This window comes from Catonella sp. (assembly GCF_052173895.1).
In the GTDB taxonomy this organism is placed as follows: Bacteria; Bacillota; Clostridia; order Lachnospirales; family Lachnospiraceae; genus Catonella.
Genome location: NZ_JBQMXS010000004.1, coordinates 1 through 25,210, shown reverse-complemented (window position 1 = coordinate 25,210; position 25,210 = coordinate 1). Strand labels below are relative to the sequence as shown.

Below are 25,210 nucleotides of genomic sequence, written 5' to 3'. Positions count from 1 at the left end.
TCCACACTATACCATAATTGCATCAACCCTTACTCTCTTCTCACTATTTTCTACATATTTACTGCCAAATATCAAATCTGCATCAGATGTTACCATTTCTTCTCTCATTATATCAAGACCTTCTGAAACATCCTGCATCGTAAGGTCTCCCTCAATCATTAAAATAGCTCTTTCAAATTTCTTTTCTTTTCCATTAAACTTGATATTTTCCAGTACCGCTTCTACTGCAAGCTGCACATTTCTTTCTCCGTCAGCAATGCCGGTAAATGCTGATACCTCCTCCTTATCTCTAAACAAAGTTTCCAGGTCTTGATTATCTAACCCTACATCTTTATCTTTCATTAATATCCTTGCGCAAAGCTCTGATTTCATAAATTCTTCTATCTTCATAATTCCCTCCTAGATTTAATTTATAATCATTATATCGCATCAAACGGACATTTTCTGTACTTTTTTATATTTTATACAACTGCTACATAAACAACTATTTTCTCTTCATCTTTGTCTGTATATCCAAATCCCATCAGAGTTTCCGCTCCATTTTCACTGAATAAATTATTGTCCCATGAAGCACTGCTTGCCACATATAAGTCAGACTTCAATATGTTTCCTTTTATAAAAACTATTCTTCTGTCAAAAGTTTTGCCGCCAACTTGATTCTTCACATTCTCTAATGCCGTTTTTGTTGCAGCCTCAATATCCATTCCACCCCTGCCTACGCCAATGCCTACAAATATTTTACTCCTGTCTCTAATGAATTCATTGATATGCGGATCTGCAACAAGTACGGTATAATTGCCTAAATTTAGTTCTTTATAAAGTTCTGTATTTATAAATTGTTTTACTGTCATAGTTTTCTCCTTTAATTATAGCTTGCATTTTTGCAAAATTCTCATTAAACTGTTCTTATATATTATTCTTTGGAGGTCTGGCCTATGTCTGCCGAAACTACTGCAAAGTCCCAATACAATTCTTTGCCTGCTGGCAAAGTGTATACTGAAGACCCATTATCACAGCCTATCTGGTTTAACCTCATGGTCTATATACTTCAGACCAAATCTTCTGCCGAGAGTCCATTGACTGCTACTGAGATTGAAAACGAATTGGTTCAGATAATACCTTTCCAAAAGCAGGCCAGAAGGCTCACTGACATCATACTTGATATTAAAGATATAGAAAATGTTTATGATACAATATCTGCCGTTTATGGCGGAAAGCTCATTGTCCTAGATGGCAAACCAAAAAAATACTATTTTGAGCCTTTCATTAATCCAAGCGATCTAAATATGATTAAAGGTTCCATAATTTCTGATAAATACCTTTCAGACAAAGAAAAGGACTATCTTACCTCTGTAGAAGATTTGCTTTGCCCTGTGCAGGCTGGCAGAGAGCTTACTAAAGCCTCTAACCTTGAGCGGCCGGTTTCTATAGATAAAACAAATCCTTATCAGGTAAGCAACTGGTTCTACAGCATACAGACTATTTTTGAGGCTATCAAAAAAGGCTATCAGCTTGAACTTACTTATGGCGAATATTCCTTAGACCGCACTAGGATACCTATAAAGCCAAAATTAAAAGTTAAAAATGCTGAAAGTCCTTATATAATAAATCCTTATGCTCTTTTATGGAATAACGGACACCAGTACCTGATCGCTACAGCTAATGATTATGAAAATCCGTCACACTACCGCATAGACAGAATTAAAAAAGCTGTTTTTCATAAGACTCAGGATAAAAATGGCAATTTAGTCCCTGAAAAAAGAAACCCTATTCCCGGCTCACTCAAACTTTTTTATAAAAACAATGAGTTTGATGCAGATAGATATGCCTCCATTTTTCCTTTGATGATAGCAGCCTCAGACAGCCAGAACTTTCTAACTGATGTGGTGTTAGAATGCCCTGTTTCCTCTCTTTCAGTAATCATAGACTACTTTGGCCATAAAGTAAAAATTCATCCTTCTGAAAGAGTGGCAGAAATTAATGGCAGATCCATATCATTTTGCAAGATAGAGCTTAAAAGAGTCTGCCGCGAAAGCATACTTATGTTCTGTTTACAGCAGCAGACCTCAGTTTTTAGCCCATTTCCAAGGATTGTTGCTCTTGCCCCTAAAGAACTGGTTGATGATATAAAGACAAAGCTTAAAGAGACATTAGCATATTATGAAAGCTTATAAGCTTTAAAATATTCAGCTTCTTCCTTTTCATCCATAATCTCTGCTCTTTCTATAAGTTTGTCAAGAACCTTTTTAGTAATAATGTTGTATTTACTAAGCCTGTCTACTATCTGAATGCCTCTGGCAGCTATGAGGTTCTTGATAAATTTAGCTGTACCTGACATGCTCATTGTTACATTTTTTAAGCAATCTTCATATCTTTTCCTCGCTTCATCACTTAGCTTGTAAGGACAATCGAGCCTTGAAAAAGCCATGATAAGCTTTTCATCTTCCTCTGTTAACTTTTCAAAAGCTCTGTCATAAGCATCAAAATCTGGTTCAAAGTTTTCTCCCCAGGTATCTGAAATATCTAGTTTTTCAGGCAAATATATGCTATATCTGAGTTCATCGGTTTTGGCAGATTTTACATTTATTATGACTCCATGTCCATCATCCCTATGATTACGAAGCTTAAAAATGTTATTACCAAATTCTAATTCTATTTCCTTTTTCTCGTTCTCATCCCAAGCTCTGCCTGTTACCTTTAAAAGATTGTCATAAAGAGTTAAATCATATATGTCTTTTGGTAATGATACTCCTATTTCTCTAAGCTTTTTGCCAAAAGTTGCTGTCCTTCCAAAAGAAAAAGCATCAAAAGCATCACTTTTAATTACTTCAAGATTCTTTGGAAATTCATCTGCCTTATATTTTCTCTTCCAGCCATAAGCCTCGTTTCCTACTTCCCTTAAAGACTTTGGAATATTGGTATATTCAAGATCCAGGCTGCTTATTGCGTAGCTTCCAATAAACTCCACGCTGTCAGGAATTACCAATTTTTTTAAATAAATGTGTTCAAAGCATGTTGCTCCTATTCTTTTTAAATTCTTAGGCAGTTTTATCTCTTCTGTCTGGCTTATACTGTTAAATGCCCTATATCCCAAAGTTTCTATGCTGTCTGGTAAAATTATCTCTCTTATCTCTGCTGTATCAAAAGTACCTTTCTTAATTTCTTTTATGCTCTCAGGAATCTTGATTCGCAGAAGTTCACTCCTTGAAAATGCATATTCTCCTATTTCTTTCAGCCCTTCAGGAAGTACAATTTCATCAGCCAAAGCCTCATAAAATGCCCTTTTTCCTATTTTTTTCATGCTCTTTGGCACAATAATCTTTGAAAAGCGGCAGAAAGCAAAAGCATCTTCTTCAATATGTTCTACACCTTCAGGTATCTCATATATTCTCTCCCTTTTAATTTTGTTAAACACCATTACTATGCTCTTGCCATCTCTGCTAAATATAGTATTTCCTACAAGTTTAAAATTCTCATTATTTTCATCTAATTCTATTTCTTCAATATCTGAAGCTATACATCTTGCTCCCAGCTTTTCTACAGTTTTAGGAAGCTTTATCTTCTTTACTTTGTTCCAATAAAAAGCATAGTCTCCTGCTTCTCTAAGAGAATCAGGCAGTATTATTTCGTTAAGTTTATCACAAGCTGAAAACACCCATTTACCTATACTTGTCACTGTATCCGGTATCCTTACGGATGTAAGCTTCTCACACGCTCTAAACGCCCTATCCCCAATTTTTTCAAGTCCAAAAGGCAGGCAGACTTCTTCCATGTAGTGATGATTCATAAAAAACTCATCCGGTATTTCTTTTATATTGTCTGCAACAATTATCTTTTTGGCTTTGTCATAAACCTCCTCTGGAACTTCTTTAAGGCTCTTTACATTTTCTCCAATTATAACTTCTTCTAATACTGGTCTGTTTCTTTCTATTTCTGCCAATCTTTCCTTCTCCTCTGCTTCTGTCATAATTTTTTCATATTCTGACTTCTTCATACTGATACCCTCCCTAGCAGCTTAATCTTCACTATTGAACTTCTTTATGTCTTTTTTCTCAATAAATATAGTTAAATCACCCTTAATAAAAAATATCTTTTTGCCATTCCACTCTACTTTTATATCAGTATTCTTCAATGATTCTTTTAATCCCTTTGCAAAGTCTTCCCAAGGTATACGCTTGTTTGGTTCGTTTTGCTTATAATCAACATAAGAGAGCACCATCTTCCTTAAGTTCTCGTCACCAAATAACTCTATATCATCAAGAAACTTTTTTATAGACTCATCAGTCTCCCCCTCATCCTCCTTTAAAAATCTGGTAATCTTATCAAAATGAATTTCACCACTTCCTACATAATCCCTAAGCTTAGCCATGTATTCTCCATCAAGCCTAAAATATACTAAAGCCTCAATCTCCATTCCATCATAAAATTTTTCCAGAAAACTTTTAACCACAAGCTCAGTCGTTTCAATCTCATCGTCAATAGTATGTTCATCCTTATTTTTACTAATCTCTCTCATAATATCCCAGTAAAATTGCATGTCTAATTCACCTGGCTCTACTTCTCCATCCCTAAATCTTTCAACTTCCTTTGCAGCAGCCGCCAAAACTCTGTAAACCTTTTCACAAAATTCCTTTGAATAATCCATCTCTAAATATTCTTTATGTCTAATAAGTGATTCATAATAATTCTCAAAATTTACTTCTGATGTTGGACGGTCATATATATTTAATGAAAGCATATCAGCCTTTTCTTTTTCTGTCTGTTTCCAAGCTTTACTTAATCTCTTAACATACTCTTCATCTAAATATGGCTTTATGTACTTATTCCAATCATCTCGCATAAACATTTCGTTACAAGGATATTCTGACTGATATTCTTCATAAAGTTCTTTTGCTTTATCTTTATCCACTCTTTCAACTCCGCCATCATGTACCCAGAGTGCATACTCAAACCCTCCCCAGAACATCCTGTCTTCAATGTCATAAAAAATTCCATATGCATTATATAAGTCATCCTGCATTCTTGCATCATGTATGGTATATATTATTACATATTTAAGATAAGGATACCTTTTGGCATTTAGCATATGTTCTTCTATAAGTTTCAGGCCTTCAGGGTACTTCCATGCACAGTAATTATTTTCTCCTACTGCTCCATCCGGATCTATCCAAGACTGTATTTGGTCAAGACCATGGGTATAGTGCAGCCTTATTTCGCCAAACTGGAGAGCTGGTCTTTCTTCTATTATCTTTTCAGTCCTCTCTATCATAAAGTCTCTCTTGTGTTCACTCTCTCTGCTTATTATGTCAAATGCCTGCTCCTTTGTAACTCTCTTTCCTCTCATCCTAAAATAAGGATTTCTTTCCATATGAATACAGTTATCTTTTTCAATCCATTCAAAACCTGGAATATCTGATAGTTCTTCTAAGTCTACTCTTTCTTCAGCCTCTTCTCTCCACTTTACTTTTAGCCCCGCCTTCTTCATATATTCTATGCACTCATCAAACTTATAAAACATTTTTTCTCCCTTCTCTAGCCAAAAAACTTTATTATCTCCTCTATGCTCACAGGTTTCATATAATTGGCATCCACTCCTACATCATACTTTTTAAGCCCCTTTTCTTCATTTAATATATTGTATTCCGGGCTGTTGTGCTGATGTCCATGTAAGTGGATTGCTCCCCTAAAAAAATGATTCCACTCTTCTATAGGATAATGAAACATGATAAAGCTCTGGTTATTATGTTGCAGTTCGAAATAATCTTTTACCCATTCAAAAAGCGAATTATCAAAAGTTTCCTGATTTACAAAGTTATCATGATTTCCTTTAATCAGATATTTCTTTCCTTTAAGTTTCCTTAAAATCTCTGCAGCATACTCAGTGCCTTTCATAGTGAAGTCTCCTAAAATATAAACTTCATCCTCTGATTTTATCCGGTTATTCCAGTTTTTAATAAGCTTTTCATTCATCTCTTCCACATTTTGAAAAGGCCTGTTTGCATGCTTAATGACATTTTTATGGTAAAAATGTAAATCTGATGTAAAATAAATCATGCTCACACTCCTTATGCCTATCTTGATATATCTTCTAAAATTATCACTCTTTCAGGGTTTTCTTCCCTAAAAGTCCTTATGCCAAACTTTGTAATTGCTTCCTCTACAAGCTTTCTTACAGTCCTTGCATTAGCAAAATTCTCTGACTTTATTTCATTTTCAAAAATTTCTTCAAGCTTTTCTCCCAAATTTTTCGCCATACTATATCCATTTTCATCAAGCTTTTCTTCAAAAATCCTCACCAGCTCAGGTACACTATAATCCTTAAAATATATAGTCTTCCTTATCCTTGATTCAAGCCCCTTATCCAATCTCAAAAAGTCTTGCAGTTCATTATCATATAAAGCAAAGATAACTATCACATCAGGATAAAGTTCCATATACCTTACAAACTCTTTAATTGCCTCTTTTACAAAGCTATTGGCACTTTCTGCATCATTTGCAAAAAATCCGGCCTCATCCACAAAAATAATGCCATTCCTTGAATTATTGAAAAGCTCTGTAATCTTAGGCGCAGTCTGGCCTATATACTTTCCTATGATGTCAGCTCTGCTCACCATATTAAATGTAGCATTGGTCATACCTTCTTCAGATAAAATGTCTGCAAGGAGCTTTGCACAAGTAGTTTTGCCTGTACCCGGCCTTCCTGTAAATATCAAGTTTCTATGCATAGTTTTAAGATTCTTATTTTCTCTCTCTGCTTTTAAGACAGCCAAGTATTCTTTAACTAAAGCCTTGAATTCAGTAAGGCCATTCATTTTGCTAAGTTTTTCTCTCGCACTGTCTTCCTTTTCAAAAAATCTTCCAAAATATTTTTCATCTGTCTCTCCATTGCCTTTATCTCTTGCTTTATCTTTAGATTTTTTAGCATCTGTTACAATTTTAACAAGCATTTCTTCTGAAAAGTTTTTTCCAAATATACGCTTTGTCCTAAATATGAACCTGCTTATATTTTCTTCTTTTATTTTAAGCTCCTGCAATGCCAAAAGCCTTTTTAATACGCCTTCGTAGTATGAATCTTCTACAGCATCCACTACAACAGTAGTGCAGTCCTTATCCATAAGGTAAACTTGCATTTCGTGCTTAAAATATGTATCATGATTAATAACCATTATTCTTAGCGCATTCCTGCTTGTAGCTATGCCTGAGAGCCTTGCTTCAAGATATCTATCAGGCTTTAGCCCTGTCACAATTACAAAAGGCGTCAGGCTTTTTGTAAATCTGTCGCCATAATGATACTCTCCCTTTACATCTTCCGGTACAAATGAAAGGTCTATCACATCACAAATTTCTACCAGCCCTTTATTTGAAGTAAAATTAAACACACTAAACCCTTCATCAAAGTTGTCATAATGAAGTATACCCTCGACTTCTCCCTCATCTTCATCATCATAAATGTCATAACCATTTTCTTCAAGCTCTGCATCTACATATACTTTCTGCAGTATTTTTACATAATTTGCTAAAAGTACCCCTGCCTTTACTCCTACTTCCTCTTGCTCAGTGACTATGATGATGTTTCTGTCTATCAAAGGACAATTTTCGTAAATCTCAGCTATACTCTCTTCATCAATATAATCGCAGCTTATACCATATGTATTAAACAGGTCTTCTTCATAAGGCGGTCTTTTCAGTATCCCTCCTGCTGACAGTGCAAGGCAGGCTCTCTTTATAAGACATTCATTTCCTGATACATTTTCTATTCGCTCTTTTAATATCACAAAGGGTACATTGTCCCTGCTATAGGGCAAAAACTTCTTACAATAAGACATGGCTACTCCTTTTATCATTTACTCATAATAAGTTTAACATAGCTTAGAAGAAATCATCTGTCAAATTTGACAGATTTGGGTAGAAATAAAAAATCTGAAGAAAGTTTTGTCTCTCTTCAGATTAAGTTTGCTATATAATTACCATACATCTTTTTTTCCAAAATGATATTCCATATGCTTTTACATCAATGCCTTCATCATCCATTTCTGTTCCATAATTTTTATCTTCTATCTGTTCTTTTGCCTTTTGACAGTCTCTCTCAAGGTCTTTTACCTGCTTTGAACATTTTACTTCAAAAATTACAGCTTTACTCTCTTCAAAATCTTTGATTAAAATATCACTCCTGCCTTCTCCATGCTCCCTATTTGACTCTACTGCATATCCAGCTCCTGCAAATATTCCAGCCAAAAATGCATGATAAAAATCTTCTTTGTAATCATGATAACTGATAGTCTTCCTAAGCAGCTTTGTCATTTCATCGGTAATCACTCTGTCATCGCCATTCCAGACTGCATGAAAAAGCTTATTTCTATCCCACGACTTAGCACTGTCTTCAAACCATTTTTTTATCGTATCTTCGAATATAGTTTTCACCTCTAAATTAGGTATTTTTAAGCTAAAACCATTTTCAGATACACAAAAACTCTCTTCTTTTTTTTCCAAAGTCAAGTAACCTGTAAGATATAGTATGCTCCATAGATTGTCTTCAGATTCGTGTAAATTCTGATATGTCAAATCTTCATTGATATTCTCTATAATATTGCCTCCAGAAAGCAGAGTCTCTATTTTCCCTGTAATTGCTCCTTTTGCACTATCAATGAATGAACGAATTATCATATTGTCACTCGAGTTTTTCCAATATCCTACCGGTTTCGCTTTAGGGTTGTTCTGTAAGCTATTTACATAATTCATAACATTCCAAGGACAATATACATCGGTTTCTCCAAAATGATATCCATCATACCATTTTTTTATATCTCCAGCGGCAAATTCTAATTTTGACTCTGTTAAAATTTTGTCAACCTCATTTTGAGTAAACCCAAAATACTCATTCAGCCTTATATCTGATATTGTATCTGAAACGAAATTATTGGTTCCTGTAAATATGCTTTCCTTAGCTATCCTAAGACAGCCTGTAACCACTCCCAGCTTCAATGCCTGATTGTCCTTAATAGCAGAACTAAGCATAGGTTTTACAATATCGAGCATTTTTTCATAGTGTTCCTTATCCTCGCTTGCCTTTGCAAGCGGAACATCATACTCATCTATAAGCAAAATTACAGGCCTGTCATAATGAGCTTTTAGCATCCTCATAAGCAGTGCAAGACTTGTTTTAATCTGATCATCTGTAGGCCTGCCCTCTACTTTATCAGCTATTTCTAAAAACACTTTTTTATCTATTTCATTTACTTTGCTGCTATCTTTGAGATAATAGTTTTTTATAAATAAATCTGATATTGTATTTTTTAGCATCCCATAACTTTTTGTAAAATCAATCCCTACCACATCTTTAAATGAAATATATACCACCGGCCACTTATTCAGCCATTTTTCCATAAGCTCACTGTTTTTAGCGATATTAAGCCCATCAAAAACAGACTTGCTGCTTTTGGTAATATCAAAAAATTCAGCAAGCATAGTCATTGCAAGAGTCTTCCCAAAGCGCCTAGGTCTGGTAATCAAAGTTACCTGGACTCCTCTATCACGCAGGATCTCCTCTATAAGCCCGGTTTTGTCCACATAGTAGTAATTATTCTCTATAATGTCAGCAAAGTTTGAGTTGCCGACCGGAAGATTGATGTCCGCCATTTAGTTCTCCTTTGAGCCTTAAATGAAAATATATGTAAATTCTTTCGTTATACATATATTATACATAATTCATTTCTCTTAATCAATCATTTCTCTTTTCTCCCGGAGTTAAGCAGGATTTCCCATTATAGCAGTCCGGACTAAGTAATCCCTCTACATGACGGTCTGCCCCAAATACCTTTGTCTCACCAATAGCTATATCTACGCCATTAAATTCTATAAGAATGTGGGAGTCATTTTTTATAACTGCTCTTTTTATATTATCTGACCAGCTATATGTGACAACTTCTTGCTTTTCTTTCACTTTACGCTCTCTTGGTAATTCAACAAATTCACCTTCATCGTTCATCACAAACACTGGTATATCATCCGGATCTTCCATAGGCCAATACCTAAAATCAAGGCTTGCTTCCTCATCATCTTCCTGATATCTCATATACAAAATACTATCCTGCCTGTCACTAATATGCTTATGTGGCTCAACAAGTCCTGCCTTGCCTCCTATATTATAAGCAAGCATATCTCCATTTGTAATTCTTTTCATTTCAATATAAATACAGTCCTCATACCCTTTTGCGACTTCTAGCAGATGCTCTTCGTACTTTTTCTTTTCTTCTTCTCTTTCTCTCTGGCCAATCAGCATAAGCTCATTAAGGTGTTCTGTAAGCTCGGGACTCTCATAGTACTCTTTTAAGATGCTGGCTTTAGAGCCTTCATCTGCTTCTACCATATATTTTAATGGGCAGATATAAATAGTATTTCTTGTTTCATAAGTTAAAATATCGTCTTCTAATGTATAGCTAACTAAGTATGAAGTGCAGCCTATATATGTATTATTGCCAAGCCTCGGATGGCTGTCTGCAGTCCCTGATAAGTTATAATCTTCGCCTCTAGTTCTAAGTTTCCAGTTTTTCATATTTACCGTTGCTTTTTCCATATTTTTACCTCTCTTATCTGCTCATTCATCGTTCTCATTTTAATTAGTTTAACATAGTTTCAAGAAAAACATCTGTCAATTTTGACAGATAGAGAGGGAAAATAAAAAATCTGAAGAAAGTTGCTTTCTTCAGATTGAGTTAATTATATATTCCACAAATAGCGGGACTGTTTCATTTTCTCCTAGTATGCTAAGCATCCTGCTACCAACTACATCTTCTTATTTCTGTCAGTTGAGTTGACTGATATCACATCATTTGATATTTTATATGTTGAACACACTCTTCGACAATATCCATACTTATTTTTTCAGGAAATCCAGCAATAAGATTGGCACTGGCAAAAGCAACTCCATAGATGAGCGATTGCAAAAAAGATTTTGTTAATACAGTTCCATATATGAAACCTGCATTGAATGAATCTCCGCAGCCTGTCGTCATGGTATTTGAACCAAACTCTTGCTCAGAAAATACCTGATACAATTCATTACACTTAGAATTATACCCCATAACTCCTTTTTTACCTAATGACACTATAACATTTTCTATATTATTCTTCTTGGAAATATTTTTAATACACTCAGTCAGATTCTCTTGTTTGTAGTTCCCAATCAACGCTCTTATTTCCTCTTCATTTGGTTTAATATAAAATGGCGAATTCTTCACTCCTGCCACAAGTGTGCTACCAGCTGCATCAAAAAGGACTTTAGCTCCCATTTTCTTCAATGCAACTATTAATTCACAATACCAACAATCAGTTACCCCTTCAGGTAAACTACCAGCAATCATTATTAAATCATCTTTTTCAGCATGTTCAATAACATACTGAAAAACTTTATGAGCAATATTATCACTCATGCAATAGCCTTTATTAATGATTTTTTCTTCTCGATCACCTATATAAACATTAGTTCTATTAATTCTTGTGTCCCCCAAAACAGGAAACACTGAAACCAATCTAGTCACATTAGAAAAAGCAGAAAATGCTTCACATGTATTTTCTCCACAAACTATGACCATCTCACATTTACATCCTACATTAGAGAGGGCTAAACCAGTATTTACAGCTTTCCCTGTATAATATTTTTTCATATCTAGAATTTTTTCTTTTCCCTCTCTATCATCTATAAAAGCAACTTCCTCTATTGCACTATTGAGCGTAAGCGTTATAATTTTACTCATAATATCTCCCTAAACTAAAGTATCCGATAAAACTGCCTTCTTTAATCAGTTTACTATAAAATACATTAAATGAAAGATGTTCTCCGAATTCTTTTTCAAAATCCCATTTATTATTACTTTCTATCAAACTCATATGATACCTAGCTATAATCATGTCATAATGGTCTTCCGATATGCTATTTTTCAAGGAGTCTACTACATATCGAATATGAAAAATAGCATTATCATATTCACCTAAGTAATACTCACAAATTGCTAAATTTTCCATAGCTCCCAAGGTTGCAGGAGCAGTGTCAGCAAGTAAAGCTCTTCTTTTGGCTACAACTTCTTTTAAAATTGTTTTTGCTTCATTCCATTTATTTAAATACATAAGGCATACTGCCATATTATTATATACAATTACAGTATCAGCATGGTCATGTGACATATAAGCAGTTCCATCTACAAAATACTCATAGGCTTCCTCAATATTAAGCTCAGAAATACGAACACTCAATACCTCATTATATATCCTGAGTGCTTCATCATGTTTACCAATGCATACATAACAATCTGCAATGTGATTATATGCTATCATAGTAGAATTATTCTTTTTTCCTAGCCATTCTTTTCTATTCCTATAAACTTCTTCATATACAGTTAATGCATCATCAAATTTACCTAAACGAAAATAGGAGTCACCCAGCTGATTCTTTGCAACTGAAATGATCGAATCATACCCACCATTACTATCTTTTAATAGTTCTCTACAACTATTACCCAATACAATAGATTCACTATATTTTCCAACTCTAGAAAGAGATGCTGCTAATGCTAATCCTGTCCTTACAGTATCTCGATGACTAGCTCCCAAAGTTTCCATTCTTTTATCATAAACATATTGTCTCAACTCCATAGCCTCAGAATCTCTTCCTTTTATGTAATAATAATATGATGCAGTTAGCATAAATTGTAATGAATTCAAATTATCATTTTTCTCTAAAATTCTCTTATTTTTTTCAATGTAAGTATTAGAATTAACATAATCTCCTTTTTTTAACAAATAATTCAAATATAACGAATTCAAACTATAATCATCTATAATCTCAAATAACAACTCATATATTGTTATAAATTGGCTTAAATAAAATGTATCTATATATAACTCCAGTACAGGAATAATATTATTCATCCACCAGGTTATCAACTCTTTATCTTTTCTTATGGCACATATTTTTGAAACTAAATAAATATACTTGTATCCTTCTGTTGTAACTAAATCTGCACAATTATAGATAGCTTGCACAAACTTATAGATTTTTTTCAATTCACAATATTGAATCATTATTTCTTGCATTGTTTGATGAATATAATAGCCATCAGGATCTTGACGTACAAATGTTAATTCTAATATCTTTTGATATATCCTTGTATTAACTGCATCTCTGTATAATATATCATTTATTTTAAAAAACTCATCGTCATCCCAACGTCCTAGACAAGATAATAAATACAACACATCTTTTTCTTCATCTGACATATATGTAAGCAATCTCTTTGCCATTTTCTCAATTTTATTATCAAATAAATCAATAGTTATACTATCTTCTCTTGACTTTACACTTTTATAAGTATCGACACAAATATCCAAATATAGAGGCATACCGTTTGTAACCTCCAATATTTTTCTTTGTATATTATCTTCTTTTATATTATGTCTTTCCAGAAGTTGAACTGAGTAATATTCATCAAGTGTATCAATCTCAATCTGCGACAAAACTTCATCATCCCAGTCCGAATCTATATTTCTCCATTTTAATTCTTCACGTCCTGCTAATACGCAAACTAGGTTCTCTATATGTAATAAAATACCGTCATTATCATCACGAAGCCACAAATCATTTTCTAATGGTGTCCCTATTGCAGATAGTTCATTAACTAATCTCTCGTATGTATCCAAAACTAATACAAAGATAGGATTCCCTAATTCATTTAAATTCTCATTCATTTCAGTAATAAATAATCCTGATATGATATCATGCAGTTTTTCCTTCGAAGCATTATTAATTATTTCAATCATTTCCTTAGCTTTAAACTTTTTTACCTTTTGAACAGTACCACACACTTTATCCACCAGCCATTCAATAGGTTGCGAAAAAGTACTGATACCTGGCAAAAAATTCATAACTTCAAATGCCTCTCTCAAAACAGGGATGTCGTCCAACACACTTTTTATCTCATTTTGTTCTGAATTTATACCACATTTAACCATATAAGCATATACTGCATATAAAAATATAGGAAATTTCATGTTATAATTATCTTGTAAATCTTTTGCAATTCTCCTCAATACAACTACTGAATCTTGACCATCATTAAAATCATAATATACATATACAGACTTTTTATCCCTTTCTTTAACTTCCTTTTCAAGTTGATGCAAAAGAGAACTTTTCCCCATTCCACCAAGCCCATAGTACATAATTACTTGAAAGTTACCAGTTTCTTTAACTTCGTCATAACATCTCCAAAATTCTTTTCTTGCCTCATCTCTGTCAAAAAAGGGTTCTTCCTCAATCGATAAAATATCCTTTCTAATTGTTTTCTTTCCCATAAAATATTATATCCTCCTCTAAATACCAATAGGTGCATTAATATATTTTACCTTTGCACATCCTTGATCCACTGTAATAAGTGAAACACCAATATTATCACAAGGAATTTTCCTAAAATTTAAAATACTATCAGTTAATATTATTGATAAAATCAACCGTATTGTCGTAGCATGAGATACAATCGCCACATTAGTATATTCTTTATTCTCAGCAATATTTTTCAAAGCTTTATAAGCGTTCATTGCATGAACTTTCAAATTTCCTCCATTAGGAAATGACAAATTTTCGGGATCATTGACCCATTTGAAGAAAATAGGGTCTGACACATAATCAATAGGCATGCTTTTTCCTTCGTAATCTCCAAAATCCATCTCAGCAAATTCATTAACTACTGTATATGTATTATTTGTCCCAAATAAAATATCTGCTGTTTGTCTGGTGCGAATTAATGGAGATATATATATATGTTCTATTTCATCCCACAATCCACTATTTGCAATTTTTTGCGTACATTCTATCCCATTAGTTGATAAAGAAACATCTGATATTCCTGAAAAGACTTTCCCCTTTGCATTCATTGTAGTCTGTGCATGTCTAATTAAATAAATATTCATTTTATATTATATCTCCAGTATTTCAAAATATTTATATAGTGATTTCATTGAATCAGCTGTTATGTCAGCCCCTCTTTCGCATAATTCTTCCATAGTATAATTACCTGTTGCCATTCCAACCACTGATATTCCAGCTCTTCTTGCAGCATCAATATCAATAATATCATCCCCAACATACCAAACTTCCGTTTTGTCGAATCCAAGTTCATTTATTGCCGAAATAAGTGGATACGAACTTGGTTTTAATTTATCAGGATCAAACGGAATCTCTCTTCCATATATCACCTTAAAACAATCTATAATTCCTTCGCATTGAAGTTTTGCCTCTATAATACTGGTGCTATTACTTGAAACAATGCCTAGACATACACCTTCATCATACATTTTTTTTATCGTATCAACAACATCTGCAAATAATTGCTTTTCTTTTACCAATTTCATTTCGAAACTTGTTACTATTTGTTCTGCTTTTCTATTAATTTCCAATGCCTTAACAGAATCATATTTTTTTTCAACCTCTCTATGCGCTTCATGCCAAACAAAATATCCATCTTTAACAGAATCATACTCTAGAGGAATATACTCACAATAGAATTCTGTCATCAGCCTTCCTAATTCGGACAATAAATTCCGATCACTATAAAGAAAAACCATTGTCCTATCAAAATCAAATAAAATACATTTCGGTCTTTTTTTTATCATAGTTGAACCTCTATTCCTAATTCTGCTTTATCTCCTCATCATATAATACTAAGGATATAATCCCATCAAAGTCAAGATTTCTTGTAATAAGAACATCCACATCATATTTATCACCAAGTTCATCAGCTTCTTCTATAGATGAAATATCAATAAAATATCTGCTACATTTATTGCCATCGTTGTCATATAACTCTTTTAAATACGCTTCACTACAAGGTCGCTCTCTTTCAGTAAAAAGGAGATGAAGTTTACCGTCTTTGTTACAGCGGTTGATGATTGATGATTTTGTTATCATATATTCTGACATAATCTCATACCTCCTAAATTTATTTTATCTTTTATATAATTTATGATATAGGTGTCATAATCCTCTATCACAATGCCTTAGCAGTTACTATTTATTTGCCGGTTTTCTATTAAATCCTTTATCTCATATGGCACAAACTGCTCTAAATACTCATCCCAATCTTTATCACACATTCCTGTTTTATTTATTTCAGGATCAAGATAGTCATAAGATATTGTCACCGGACTTTCTTTTACCACAAGTTTTTCTTTTGCCCCGTCAATATCCTGAGTATTTTCAAGATATTTATATACGTCAAATCCACCATTTTTCTCATCTAAATTTAAGAATCCCTTAAGCCATCTTCTATTTTCACCTATCTGAAATAGTTGTATTATCTGATCTTTACTAATAGTAATTTCATAATCTCTGTTATCCGGCTCTCCATATGTTTCATTAAACCAAGCAAGCTTATCGTTAAATGAATCAATATTTTCCTCTGTCTTCATAATTTTTTTAATTTTAATTACTTCAGTTATCCACCATTCTATATTGTCAATTATTTCTTTATCTTCCAGATTTTTCTTTTCACAAAGATATCTTTGTTTTTCTTCTACCCCTTGAAGTTTTAGACTTTTTGCAGATAGTAAGTAATTAGTTAGATATTCCTTTAACTCACTAAGTTTTTTATTTTCTGAATCTATATCTCCATCGTTTACATTGCGCTTGTAATTTTTTGCAAATTCATATGCTTTATTTATAGAGTCTCCAATAATTTTATCTTCATCATCTTTACTATCTTCACTAGTAATTTTAAGTTCATTCAACCCTAATTTTTCAGAAAAATAATGTATAGTATCCAACTTGCCTAGAATAAATTGATAGTATACTGTAATATCATATGTGTCCTCTACTACAAAATTATAAATATATATATCCTTAGATTGCCCTACTCTATCCACACGACCAATTCTTTGTTCCATAATTGCCGGATTGAACGGCAAATCATAATTAATTAATATGTTGGCACATTGGAGATTAACACCCTCCTTACAAACATCACTACAAATTAAGATAGCCTTCCCAGGATATTCCTTAAACTGCTTTGCTATCCTTTGTTGCTCTATTTGACTCATCTTTCCTTTAATTGAAAATATTCTAATCTTTTCATTACAAGAAGACCTATTTGAGTCAATATAAAATTCATCTTTTCCCGCCAGATATTCAACCAAATATTCACAGGTAGCAAGATAATGAGCAAAAATTACTGTTTTATTGTTGGTCTCTTCGTTTAGCATTTTTTTATTAAGGATATCATAAAGTTTTTCCGCTTTACTATCTTTATCCGGTGTTTTTTTATCCGTCTCTATTTCTCCAATCTCTTTCAGGTCACAATTCAAATCTTCTGAAAATGATTCTTTTATCATTCCCCACTCTAATTCATCAAAACCATTATTTTTGTAGCAACAGTCTAATGCATATAAACTACTGGCGCCTATATGCCTAAATATAGTCTTTGCAAACTCTGTATCTGAAATCATATCAGTAGTATTATAAAATTCCTTCTCTTCGTAAGTCAAAGAACAATAGATTGTATTTATTTCTCTTATTTTACAATACGGAAAAGCTTCCGATTTTTTACTATGTGTCAAATTGTTAAAATCTTCACTATTTGAGTTTGGACTCAACAATTTTATTTGATTTTCCCAATCAGTCGAATAATTATTTATAGGTGTTGCAGACATAAATACCCTATTGCTGATTTGGTTAATAATTTTTCTGAGATTCTCATATCTTGCAGTATCTGAACAATTTCTAAAATAATGAGCTTCATCCACTATTATTGTACTAACACATTTCAACATTTCCTCTTTATTGTCTTTAAAATCCTTCAAACGCGATATTGGTAATACAATAACATCATACATATCCTCATTTTTCTTCTTAGAAGGATATATAATACTTTTTATATTGAATAGTTCGTATAATTGTTCTTTCCATTGCTCACACAAAAAGCGTGGTGCCACAATTAAAAACTTCCCACAATTTTCTTTTCTCATCAATTCTTCTTTAATGATTATTCCTACTTCAATCGTTTTACCAAGTCCAACTTCATCAGCTATATACATCCTTTTTTTATCATCTTGTTTATTCCATAACCAAAAAGGCTCGTACTGGAAAGGATTAAATCTCAATGGACAATTATACAAGGCATATGGAATTTTCTCTTTTTCTCTTCTCATTAAGTTTTACTCCCTTTCTTCTGTCGTAATAAAACATTTCTATGAACTGGTCTTGGTTTAAAGCTGATTTCATAAGGAGTGTACCGATAATGTGGTTCAAAATAAAACTCCAGCTGAATCTCCGAATTAAAATTCCCAATCTCATCTAATCCCTTTATAACCGGTTGATTTTCACAATAATAAAATAAATCTGCACAGGTATTACAACAAATAAAATCATACTTGTATTTTGTTTCTTCTTCTTTTATATAAATAGACTTAATTCTCATCGATGTAATTTCAGTCACAACCAACTTATTACATAGTGGGCAGGTTTTTGCATACCCCGGATAAAATTTCTTCTTGAAATAATATGGTTCCATCAATATTCGTTTTTTTACATCAATTTCCTCTTTATTCCATTCAATTTCGTGAGCTAATAATTCATCAAGATCATTTTGGTCTACATCTGCTACTTCTATAGAAGAATCCATATCGATTGCAGACATAGAATATGAACGTGTATCAAGTTTAATTTCATATTTGTCCACAATATACTTAATTATACATTCTCTATATTTTCTGTGGTTTGACTGATGCCATAAGTATATTTTATCATCTGCCAATACAGTATACCCAACAGGTTTCTGTTTTGATTCTGAAACACAAAGAACCATATTTTCTATTTTTAAGTCATGCTTTATTCTTTCAACTTTTTCATTATCAGCAAATTTTAACTCCTCTAAAATTTCATTAATAATTTCTGAAATAATATCATTGTATCCATTTTTATCAATATAACCAACTAACTCAATACAATTTTTGTTGTGGTCATTATCTCTATATAAATCGTTTATCTTCTCTCCATAATTAATAAGTTCGTCAGGTCTAAGAAGAAGATAAACTTCCCATTCATGCTTCTTCTCTAAAAGAGCATAATCAAAAATAAAATCTAAAACATATTTCCGCTCTTCTGAGTCAAGTTTTGAGTCAAGTTTTATCTTCAAATATGATAACAATTCATTCTCATCCACTTCCCCTTTATATCGCCGGTACAAATATTTCACGAAATTAATATTAATTTTCTCAAACCACTTAATACTATGAACAAATTCTTTAGGAGACTTCACTCCTAATGCCTCTACATATTCATTATAATGTTTATCTTCTTTTTGTTCGATGAAAAACTTTTTAAACTCACCTCTATCTTCATTTTTTTCATCAAATAGAATCACAGAATCATCATTATTTTTAGTGTATTCTCCCCCCATATTCTTAATAGGAATCTCATTTTTGTGTTCTTTAATTACATTTAAAAAATTTGTTCTATCATCATCACTATTAAGTATCAACCAGTATTTGTCATATATTAAATATTCAATCAATCGAGCAAATAGCTTTTGTTCTTCTTCGTCATCTAGCTCGTTTAACCTGTCCAAAAGTTCTTTAGTTCTTATATTAAAGTCTTTATCTTCAATACCAACAAAATTCGTAGGAATTCCACGTCCCATAATAAATGAATAAAAATCGTCATCTTCGACTTCCACAAAAGATGAAGGTTTACCTTCAAGTTCAACAATGCCTGTTGATATTAATTTCTCTTCAAGTTCGATTTCGGCTCCAAAAAAATTAGGTTCTAAAAATAATTTCTCTTTCAATGAGTTGACCAAATTATAGCTATTATTATTTATTTCCAATCGTATTCCCCTCCCTGCTTCAAGTCATAAATTTTTTTTAGAATCTTCCAAAATTCATCAGTATATTTTTGTTCTTTCTCTAAAAGCTCCTCGAGATGTTTCTTTTCGACTTCTTTTGAATACTTCTTTATTTCCTCATCTCTTGTTGTATCAAAAACCTTTAATGCGTCATTTCTATCAGTTGATTCATTTTGCCTTTTAGATAGCCAGTCCAAATCAATTATCTTATAGTAATCAGTAGAATAATGTTTCATTTCTATGTCAAAATACCAAAAATCTTTTTTTAATTCAGCGAATTTTGTAACCTTCCCACCATTATCATTTTTATCAATAAAAGGATAGATAGGGCAGGTTCTGTCAAAATCCCCCCATTCTTTATAGATTTTTTTCCAAATACTTTTAAGAAACTTCATAAACTCATTTTCATCACCTACCTCGATCCATTCATCAGGTAATTTCAGCTCTTTAATAAAAGACTCAATCAAATTTTGAGTATTTAGCTCTTGATTTTCTTGGTTATAAGTATTTAGCTTTTGATTTTCTTTGTTATAAATCTTAATCTTGTTTTCTATTTCATCAATTTCATCATAATTAACCATATCCGTTTTCTTCAAAACTGCTTTATCTTTCATAATAGATAAAATAAAACTATCCCTGATTTGTTTTTTATCTACATTATTATCATAACTACATATTTTATTTATTGCTGTTATAAATTTGTCTTTTTCCAGATTTTCTAGGAGTGAGTATATTAAATGATCATTGATTACGGTTATATCCATTAACGCTTTTTTTAGCTCCACTATCTGATTCTCATTATCCTTACAATAACAAGAGAAAATTTCCTTATCTTTTATCTCATCTAAATATTCATCAAGTCCTATTAAATAAAACAGTATCCCTCCCTCTTTTTCCTTAAAATACTTTTGCTCTTTGTTGGATGCCTCCATTACAGCATTAGCAAACTGAGATTTTATAATTGAATCTAAAGCTTCAGTATATTCTTTATTTTTGGCACTACCCTCCGTATTATTTCTTGAAATATCAGTTGCAAATGGTGCATTAACAATGATAGCAGGATATTTATCATTCTCCTTAATTAATGGTAATGTTGCATACTTCCAAATATATTTTTTAGGTTCTTTAGGTATATCCTTTTTAAAATAATACTGTATTTTTAAACTTGCTTCAAGATTATTGATTTCCTCATCCGTCAGTACTTTCCATCTCTGACGACTTTTAATCCACTCGCTAAACTTAACATTTTTAAAGTAGTCGCAGTCCTTCAATAATTTTTCATAATAATAGTAATTGTTCTTTACATCATTATCTCTGCTCCATACAAACAATGAACCTTCAGAACTTTCTTTCTTTAAATCAAAATTACCTATATTGTCTACGCATAAATACTCATCTTCGTTAGCTATCTCATTTTCAACCTTTGAACAATCAGTTTCTTTCTTTAAGTACAAAATCATTTTTGTTTTGGAAATATCCGTTTTTGAATCATCCAGCCACCTTGGAACTGTGCAGTTTTCTACTCTAATATTATCCTTTAACTCTGATTCCGGACCAATTTCAAAATGAAATCCATTACTATGTATCTCTACTCTATAAGCCCAACGGTAAACCGATTTAAATCCGATTCCTTTTTCACCTGTTTGTGATGAATTTGCTTTAGAACCATTACCTAAATCAGTAATGCCTTTAATATCCTTAAAATCAAATCCCTTTTCATCATATTCAATTGTCAAAGTCCTATTTTTCTCATTTATAACAACGTTTACTGTTGTATTCTTATCTGGCAATGTCTCTCTAGCATCATTAATATTCTGTAATATTTCTGCCCAAACCTTGCCATTATTCTGTAATTCTTCAAGCAAATTACCAACATCAAAACCACATTCACACTGTATTTTTCTATATTCCTGTAAAGACTCAATAAACTCTTTTTCTTTTCCTGATTCGAATTTACTAATGCTATCTTTCATTTTTAACAGTTCTAATCTATTTTGAAAATATAAAGATTTATCTTTTTCTTCAAAGTCACTAATGTAGTCTTTTATACCATCAATGAATTTGTTTTCTTTACATATCAACATTTCATTTATTTTTACATAATTATAGTTTTCATTCCTGAAGGAACGACTATATACATTTAGTTGCACTTTATTATTTTCTTCAATCAGTTCCTTCAAAATAGCAACTGCACATTTTTTTAAATCTTCTGATTCTTTGTCTCCTTCTATTGGATTCTCATCATCAATCATAAATTGAAAATAATTTTCAATTTTCTTATAAGTGCTGCCTAAATCCGATTTTTTATTGATTTCAAAATACTTATCAATTGCTTCAAATATAAAACTAATAGACTCCCTATCGCATCGTATGGGACTTTTATTTCCCTCGTTATTAACTTCATCTTTACGTAATAAAGCACAAAGTATCTTTGTTTTCAAATCATCCTGTTTAACTTCAGCAAATATTCGTGATGCAACCTCAGGCAAACGGTCTTTGCAATTGGCACAGCAGGATATCACCATATTATCCCATTTTGACTGGATTTCTTCTTCTCTTTCATACCAATCCAATTTCCACAAATACTTTGAAAACCAGTCACTTTCATCATTTATACCAAAGTAATCAATAAACTTAAAATCTATTTCAGAAAAATCAATCTCAAACGCATTTGCTCCTAAAAGCACTGATTTATAACCCTTACATATAACTTCTTCCTCTTCAGTTTTTTCGTCAATACTATTTTTAATATAGATTTGTAACGCCTCTTTTTGTTCCTTATCTATAACTGAATCTTTAAAAAATTCTTTGATATTCTCATTGTCAATACTAATATTAGGTAACACCGTATATGTCGTATGTACGCATCCGACTGAACTTTTTTCATTTTCCCACACAATAATTCCATCAAGCTCATCCTGTGAAACTAATGAAGATTCAAGTTTAAATATTTTTAGTTCTGAACAACATTTCATGCCTGAAGATTTTAATGCTTCAATTAACTCTGTAGTTATACACTGCAAATAATTTCCTTTATTTATAACATTTTTCACATATCTATTCCATGCCTCTATATTATTAGGCTTTAATATATTATTAAACTTTAATATATTATTAGAACCCTCAATATAAACTTTGTCAGCAATGTTTTGACTATTACCATCAATTTCTTTTGCCAAATCTTCATATTGAGGCAATTCATAATAATAAGTATTATCGAAGAAATATACATCTCTAATCGATTTATACTCTTCAGTCTTACCGGAAAGCCTAATAAGCTCTTCATCATAAGGAACTTTCCAAATGGTTTCCTCTAAATACTTTGTAAGTTCGATATCAGAATGTTTTGATATATCTATTTCCTCTTCTGATATTCCTTTCTTATAAATCATATTCTTGATAAATTCAATATCTCCTCTGTTCTGTAGCAAAAACTTTATATATACTTCTCTTACTTTCTTAAGAGTTTCTTTATTCCACTTTAATATATTTTGGGCATACCCATCCTCATCATTTTTAGGAAAGTATATTCTAGATCTGCTTTTGTTTAAAATAAATGGTGCATCAACTGAAAAAGGTGCATTAGTTTTGCACTCAAATGGGAGGGTAGTATAAAAACCACCCTCTTTCTCTAACACAATTTTGTCATTTTCTTTTTCTACAGCAAAAGTAATATTTCTTGTCTGCTTTCTAGCATATAACTCTCCATTGTAACCATCAGATTCAAATTTTTCTTGATACCTAGCCCTAACCGTATCCTCATCAAATTCTACAGTGCTAAGAAATTTTGTTATCTCTATTTCAGTAATTTTGTCATCTGATTGATTTTTAGATGAATATTCAAATGTTACTTTCTGTTCAGCATATGAACATCTATTTTGCTTATCATCATAAATTCCTTCCCAGTAATCTAATTCCTCATCAGGTTCGAGTTGAGTATTATCAATACTATCAATTTTACCCTCTTTTTTGGTATATTTATACCCTTCATCAGTATCAACACACACTTCACTCAATTGCTTAGTAAACAAAATATTGTTATTAGAGAGTAAATTTACTTTGCCTACATCTTTAGATATTTTCCCACAAAAATATTTATTGATAATATTGTCCTTTAATTCTTCAAATTTATCCTTTATTGTATCTTTTAAGTATAAGGTTATCTCAGTTCCGCACTTTTTGTCATTATTACTGGAATAATTCCACATAGGAATAGGTATTTTTTTTGTTTTTTCATTATTAAAATGCTCATTAATAATATAAAAATCAAAATCATTACTTTTTATATGAACTCTCTTTGTAATTTGGTATATTGCTTTAAATCCAATGCCCTTTTCACCTGTCTGATAATATGAAAAAATCAAATCTTCTTTACTTTGCTCAATACTCTTTTCAGCTTGATTAACAGACAAATAGTATACATTAGAATTTTCTTCCTTTTTTTCAAATATCATTTTAGAAGTTTCATTGTATTGACATAATCCATTTACATCAGTAAAATTAAACCCCTTTTCATTATATGATAATGTTATAGTATTATTCTCTTTATCAAATTTGATATTCGCTTTGGGACAATCCGTTCCACTATAAGTGCAATCATCTATATTTTGTATTAGCTCACAAAAACATCTTTCGTGTGAATACTCTTTTGTAAGCTCTCCTGAAATATGAGTAATTGCAGCACCATTAATTCCACATAAGAACGCTCTTGCCAATATTTCAACAAATGCTTGTGGTCTATCAGTTACATTAATTTTTTTTGTTATTTCAAATTGATTATTAATAAACTCATTCTTAATAGTTTCAAAATCATCTAATTGTAGTTCAGATGATTTAGTCTTTCTTATGTTGTCTTTATATTCTTCAACATCTTTCTCATCAGCTAACCAACCATAATGTTCCATATCAAGCATCCCCAATCTCTAGTTTCTTTTTAAATATCAAGTTAATATTTTTCATTATACTCATTACAAAGTATCTAAATTTCAAGGCTAAAGAATACACCTCTGATCCGCTACCTCACCCCCTTTGATTCAACCTTATAGTTTATGTTCTTCAAACCAAATCATCAGCAGAGTATCCTTTGACATCAGATGAATTTTACTCGCAAACTTAATTATATTTTCGTGATAAAAATGTAAGTCCATAAGATACGGCTTCTTCTCTGGTTATCATACCACATCTGTCATTTAAGCTACTGCTATATCAACTCTCACCTTTTTTTCATTATTTGCAACATATTTACTTCCAAATATTGCATCAGCATCATCTGCCAACTTTTCCCTCAAAATATCTATCCTCTTAGATCCTAATAACACCCTATT

17 protein-coding genes are annotated in these 25,210 nt (G+C 32.0%); 1 reads left to right on the top strand and 16 read right to left on the bottom strand.

Annotated features, from left to right (window positions below; translation table 11 throughout):
- Positions 1 to 6: 6 nt before the first annotated feature.
- Positions 7 to 390, bottom strand: coding sequence for a hypothetical protein (locus ACTTG8_RS01670; protein WP_442560387.1), 384 nt, complete (start codon positions 388 to 390; stop codon positions 7 to 9).
- 71 nt (positions 391 to 461) lie between these two features.
- Positions 462 to 851 carry a hypothetical protein gene (locus ACTTG8_RS01665; protein ID WP_442560386.1) on the bottom strand — a complete coding sequence of 130 codons (390 nt, stop codon included), beginning with the start codon at positions 849 to 851 and terminating at the stop codon, positions 462 to 464.
- Between the two features lie 84 nt (positions 852 to 935).
- On the opposite strand from ACTTG8_RS01665, the gene ACTTG8_RS01660 reads away from it, so the two are divergent.
- Positions 936 to 2,174, top strand: a complete 1,239-nt coding sequence (locus ACTTG8_RS01660) for a helix-turn-helix transcriptional regulator (protein ID WP_442560385.1) — start codon at positions 936 to 938, stop codon at positions 2,172 to 2,174.
- On the opposite strand, the gene ACTTG8_RS01655 is transcribed toward ACTTG8_RS01660, so the two are convergent.
- The 14 genes from ACTTG8_RS01655 to ACTTG8_RS01590 all read right to left on the bottom strand — a co-directional run bounded on the left by ACTTG8_RS01655 (position 2,159) and on the right by ACTTG8_RS01590 (position 24,790).
- Positions 2,159 to 3,994: a leucine-rich repeat protein gene (locus ACTTG8_RS01655; protein WP_442560384.1), complete on the bottom strand. Its 1,836-nt coding sequence runs from the start codon at positions 3,992 to 3,994 to the stop codon at positions 2,159 to 2,161. The genes ACTTG8_RS01660 and ACTTG8_RS01655 overlap by 16 nt on opposite strands.
- A 21-nt stretch (positions 3,995 to 4,015) precedes the next feature.
- Positions 4,016 to 5,518, bottom strand: a complete 1,503-nt coding sequence (locus ACTTG8_RS01650) for a hypothetical protein (protein WP_442560383.1) — start codon at positions 5,516 to 5,518, stop codon at positions 4,016 to 4,018.
- Positions 5,519 to 5,532: 14 nt separating this feature from the next.
- The gene (locus ACTTG8_RS01645; protein WP_442560382.1) at positions 5,533 to 6,054 is read right to left on the bottom strand and encodes a metallophosphoesterase; all 522 of its coding nucleotides are present in this window, start codon (positions 6,052 to 6,054) and stop codon (positions 5,533 to 5,535) included.
- A 17-nt stretch (positions 6,055 to 6,071) separates the two neighbouring features.
- On the bottom strand, positions 6,072 to 7,826 hold the full coding sequence (locus ACTTG8_RS01640) for an AAA family ATPase (RefSeq protein ID WP_442560381.1): 1,755 nt from the start codon (positions 7,824 to 7,826) through the stop codon (positions 6,072 to 6,074).
- Positions 7,827 to 7,956: 130 nt separating this feature from the next.
- Positions 7,957 to 9,636: an AAA family ATPase gene (locus ACTTG8_RS01635; RefSeq protein ID WP_442560380.1), complete on the bottom strand. Its 1,680-nt coding sequence runs from the start codon at positions 9,634 to 9,636 to the stop codon at positions 7,957 to 7,959.
- An 82-nt stretch (positions 9,637 to 9,718) separates the two neighbouring features.
- Complete coding sequence (locus ACTTG8_RS01630) at positions 9,719 to 10,573, bottom strand: hypothetical protein (protein ID WP_442560379.1); 855 nt, start codon at positions 10,571 to 10,573, stop codon at positions 9,719 to 9,721.
- A 247-nt stretch (positions 10,574 to 10,820) separates the two neighbouring features.
- Positions 10,821 to 11,753 carry a 1-phosphofructokinase family hexose kinase gene (locus tag ACTTG8_RS01625; RefSeq protein WP_442560378.1) on the bottom strand — a complete coding sequence of 311 codons (933 nt, stop codon included), beginning with the start codon at positions 11,751 to 11,753 and terminating at the stop codon, positions 10,821 to 10,823.
- Positions 11,746 to 14,346, bottom strand: coding sequence for a tetratricopeptide repeat protein (locus ACTTG8_RS01620; protein ID WP_442560377.1), 2,601 nt, complete (start codon positions 14,344 to 14,346; stop codon positions 11,746 to 11,748). Before ACTTG8_RS01620 ends, ACTTG8_RS01625 begins: the two co-directional genes overlap by 8 nt.
- 18 nt (positions 14,347 to 14,364) lie before the next feature.
- Entirely contained in the window at positions 14,365 to 14,961 is a 597-nt protein-coding gene (locus tag ACTTG8_RS01615) for a histidine phosphatase family protein (RefSeq protein WP_442560376.1), read from the bottom strand.
- Positions 14,962 to 14,967: 6 nt separating this feature from the next.
- Entirely contained in the window at positions 14,968 to 15,663 is a 696-nt protein-coding gene (locus tag ACTTG8_RS01610) for an HAD family hydrolase (RefSeq protein WP_442560375.1), read from the bottom strand.
- Positions 15,664 to 15,679: 16 nt separating this feature from the next.
- On the bottom strand, positions 15,680 to 15,970 hold the full coding sequence (locus ACTTG8_RS01605; RefSeq protein WP_442560374.1) for a hypothetical protein: 291 nt from the start codon (positions 15,968 to 15,970) through the stop codon (positions 15,680 to 15,682).
- Between the two features lie 77 nt (positions 15,971 to 16,047).
- Positions 16,048 to 18,192 (bottom strand): DEAD/DEAH box helicase, encoded by a 2,145-nt coding sequence (locus ACTTG8_RS01600; RefSeq protein ID WP_442560373.1) that lies wholly within the window; start codon positions 18,190 to 18,192, stop codon positions 16,048 to 16,050.
- Entirely contained in the window at positions 18,192 to 19,868 is a 1,677-nt protein-coding gene (locus ACTTG8_RS01595) for a hypothetical protein (protein WP_442560372.1), read from the bottom strand. Before ACTTG8_RS01595 ends, ACTTG8_RS01600 begins: the two co-directional genes overlap by 1 nt.
- A complete protein-coding gene (locus ACTTG8_RS01590) occupies positions 19,859 to 24,790 on the bottom strand; it encodes a sacsin N-terminal ATP-binding-like domain-containing protein (RefSeq protein ID WP_442560371.1) in 4,932 nt (1,643 codons plus the stop codon). Before ACTTG8_RS01590 ends, ACTTG8_RS01595 begins: the two co-directional genes overlap by 10 nt.
- Positions 24,791 to 25,210 lie beyond the last annotated feature (420 nt).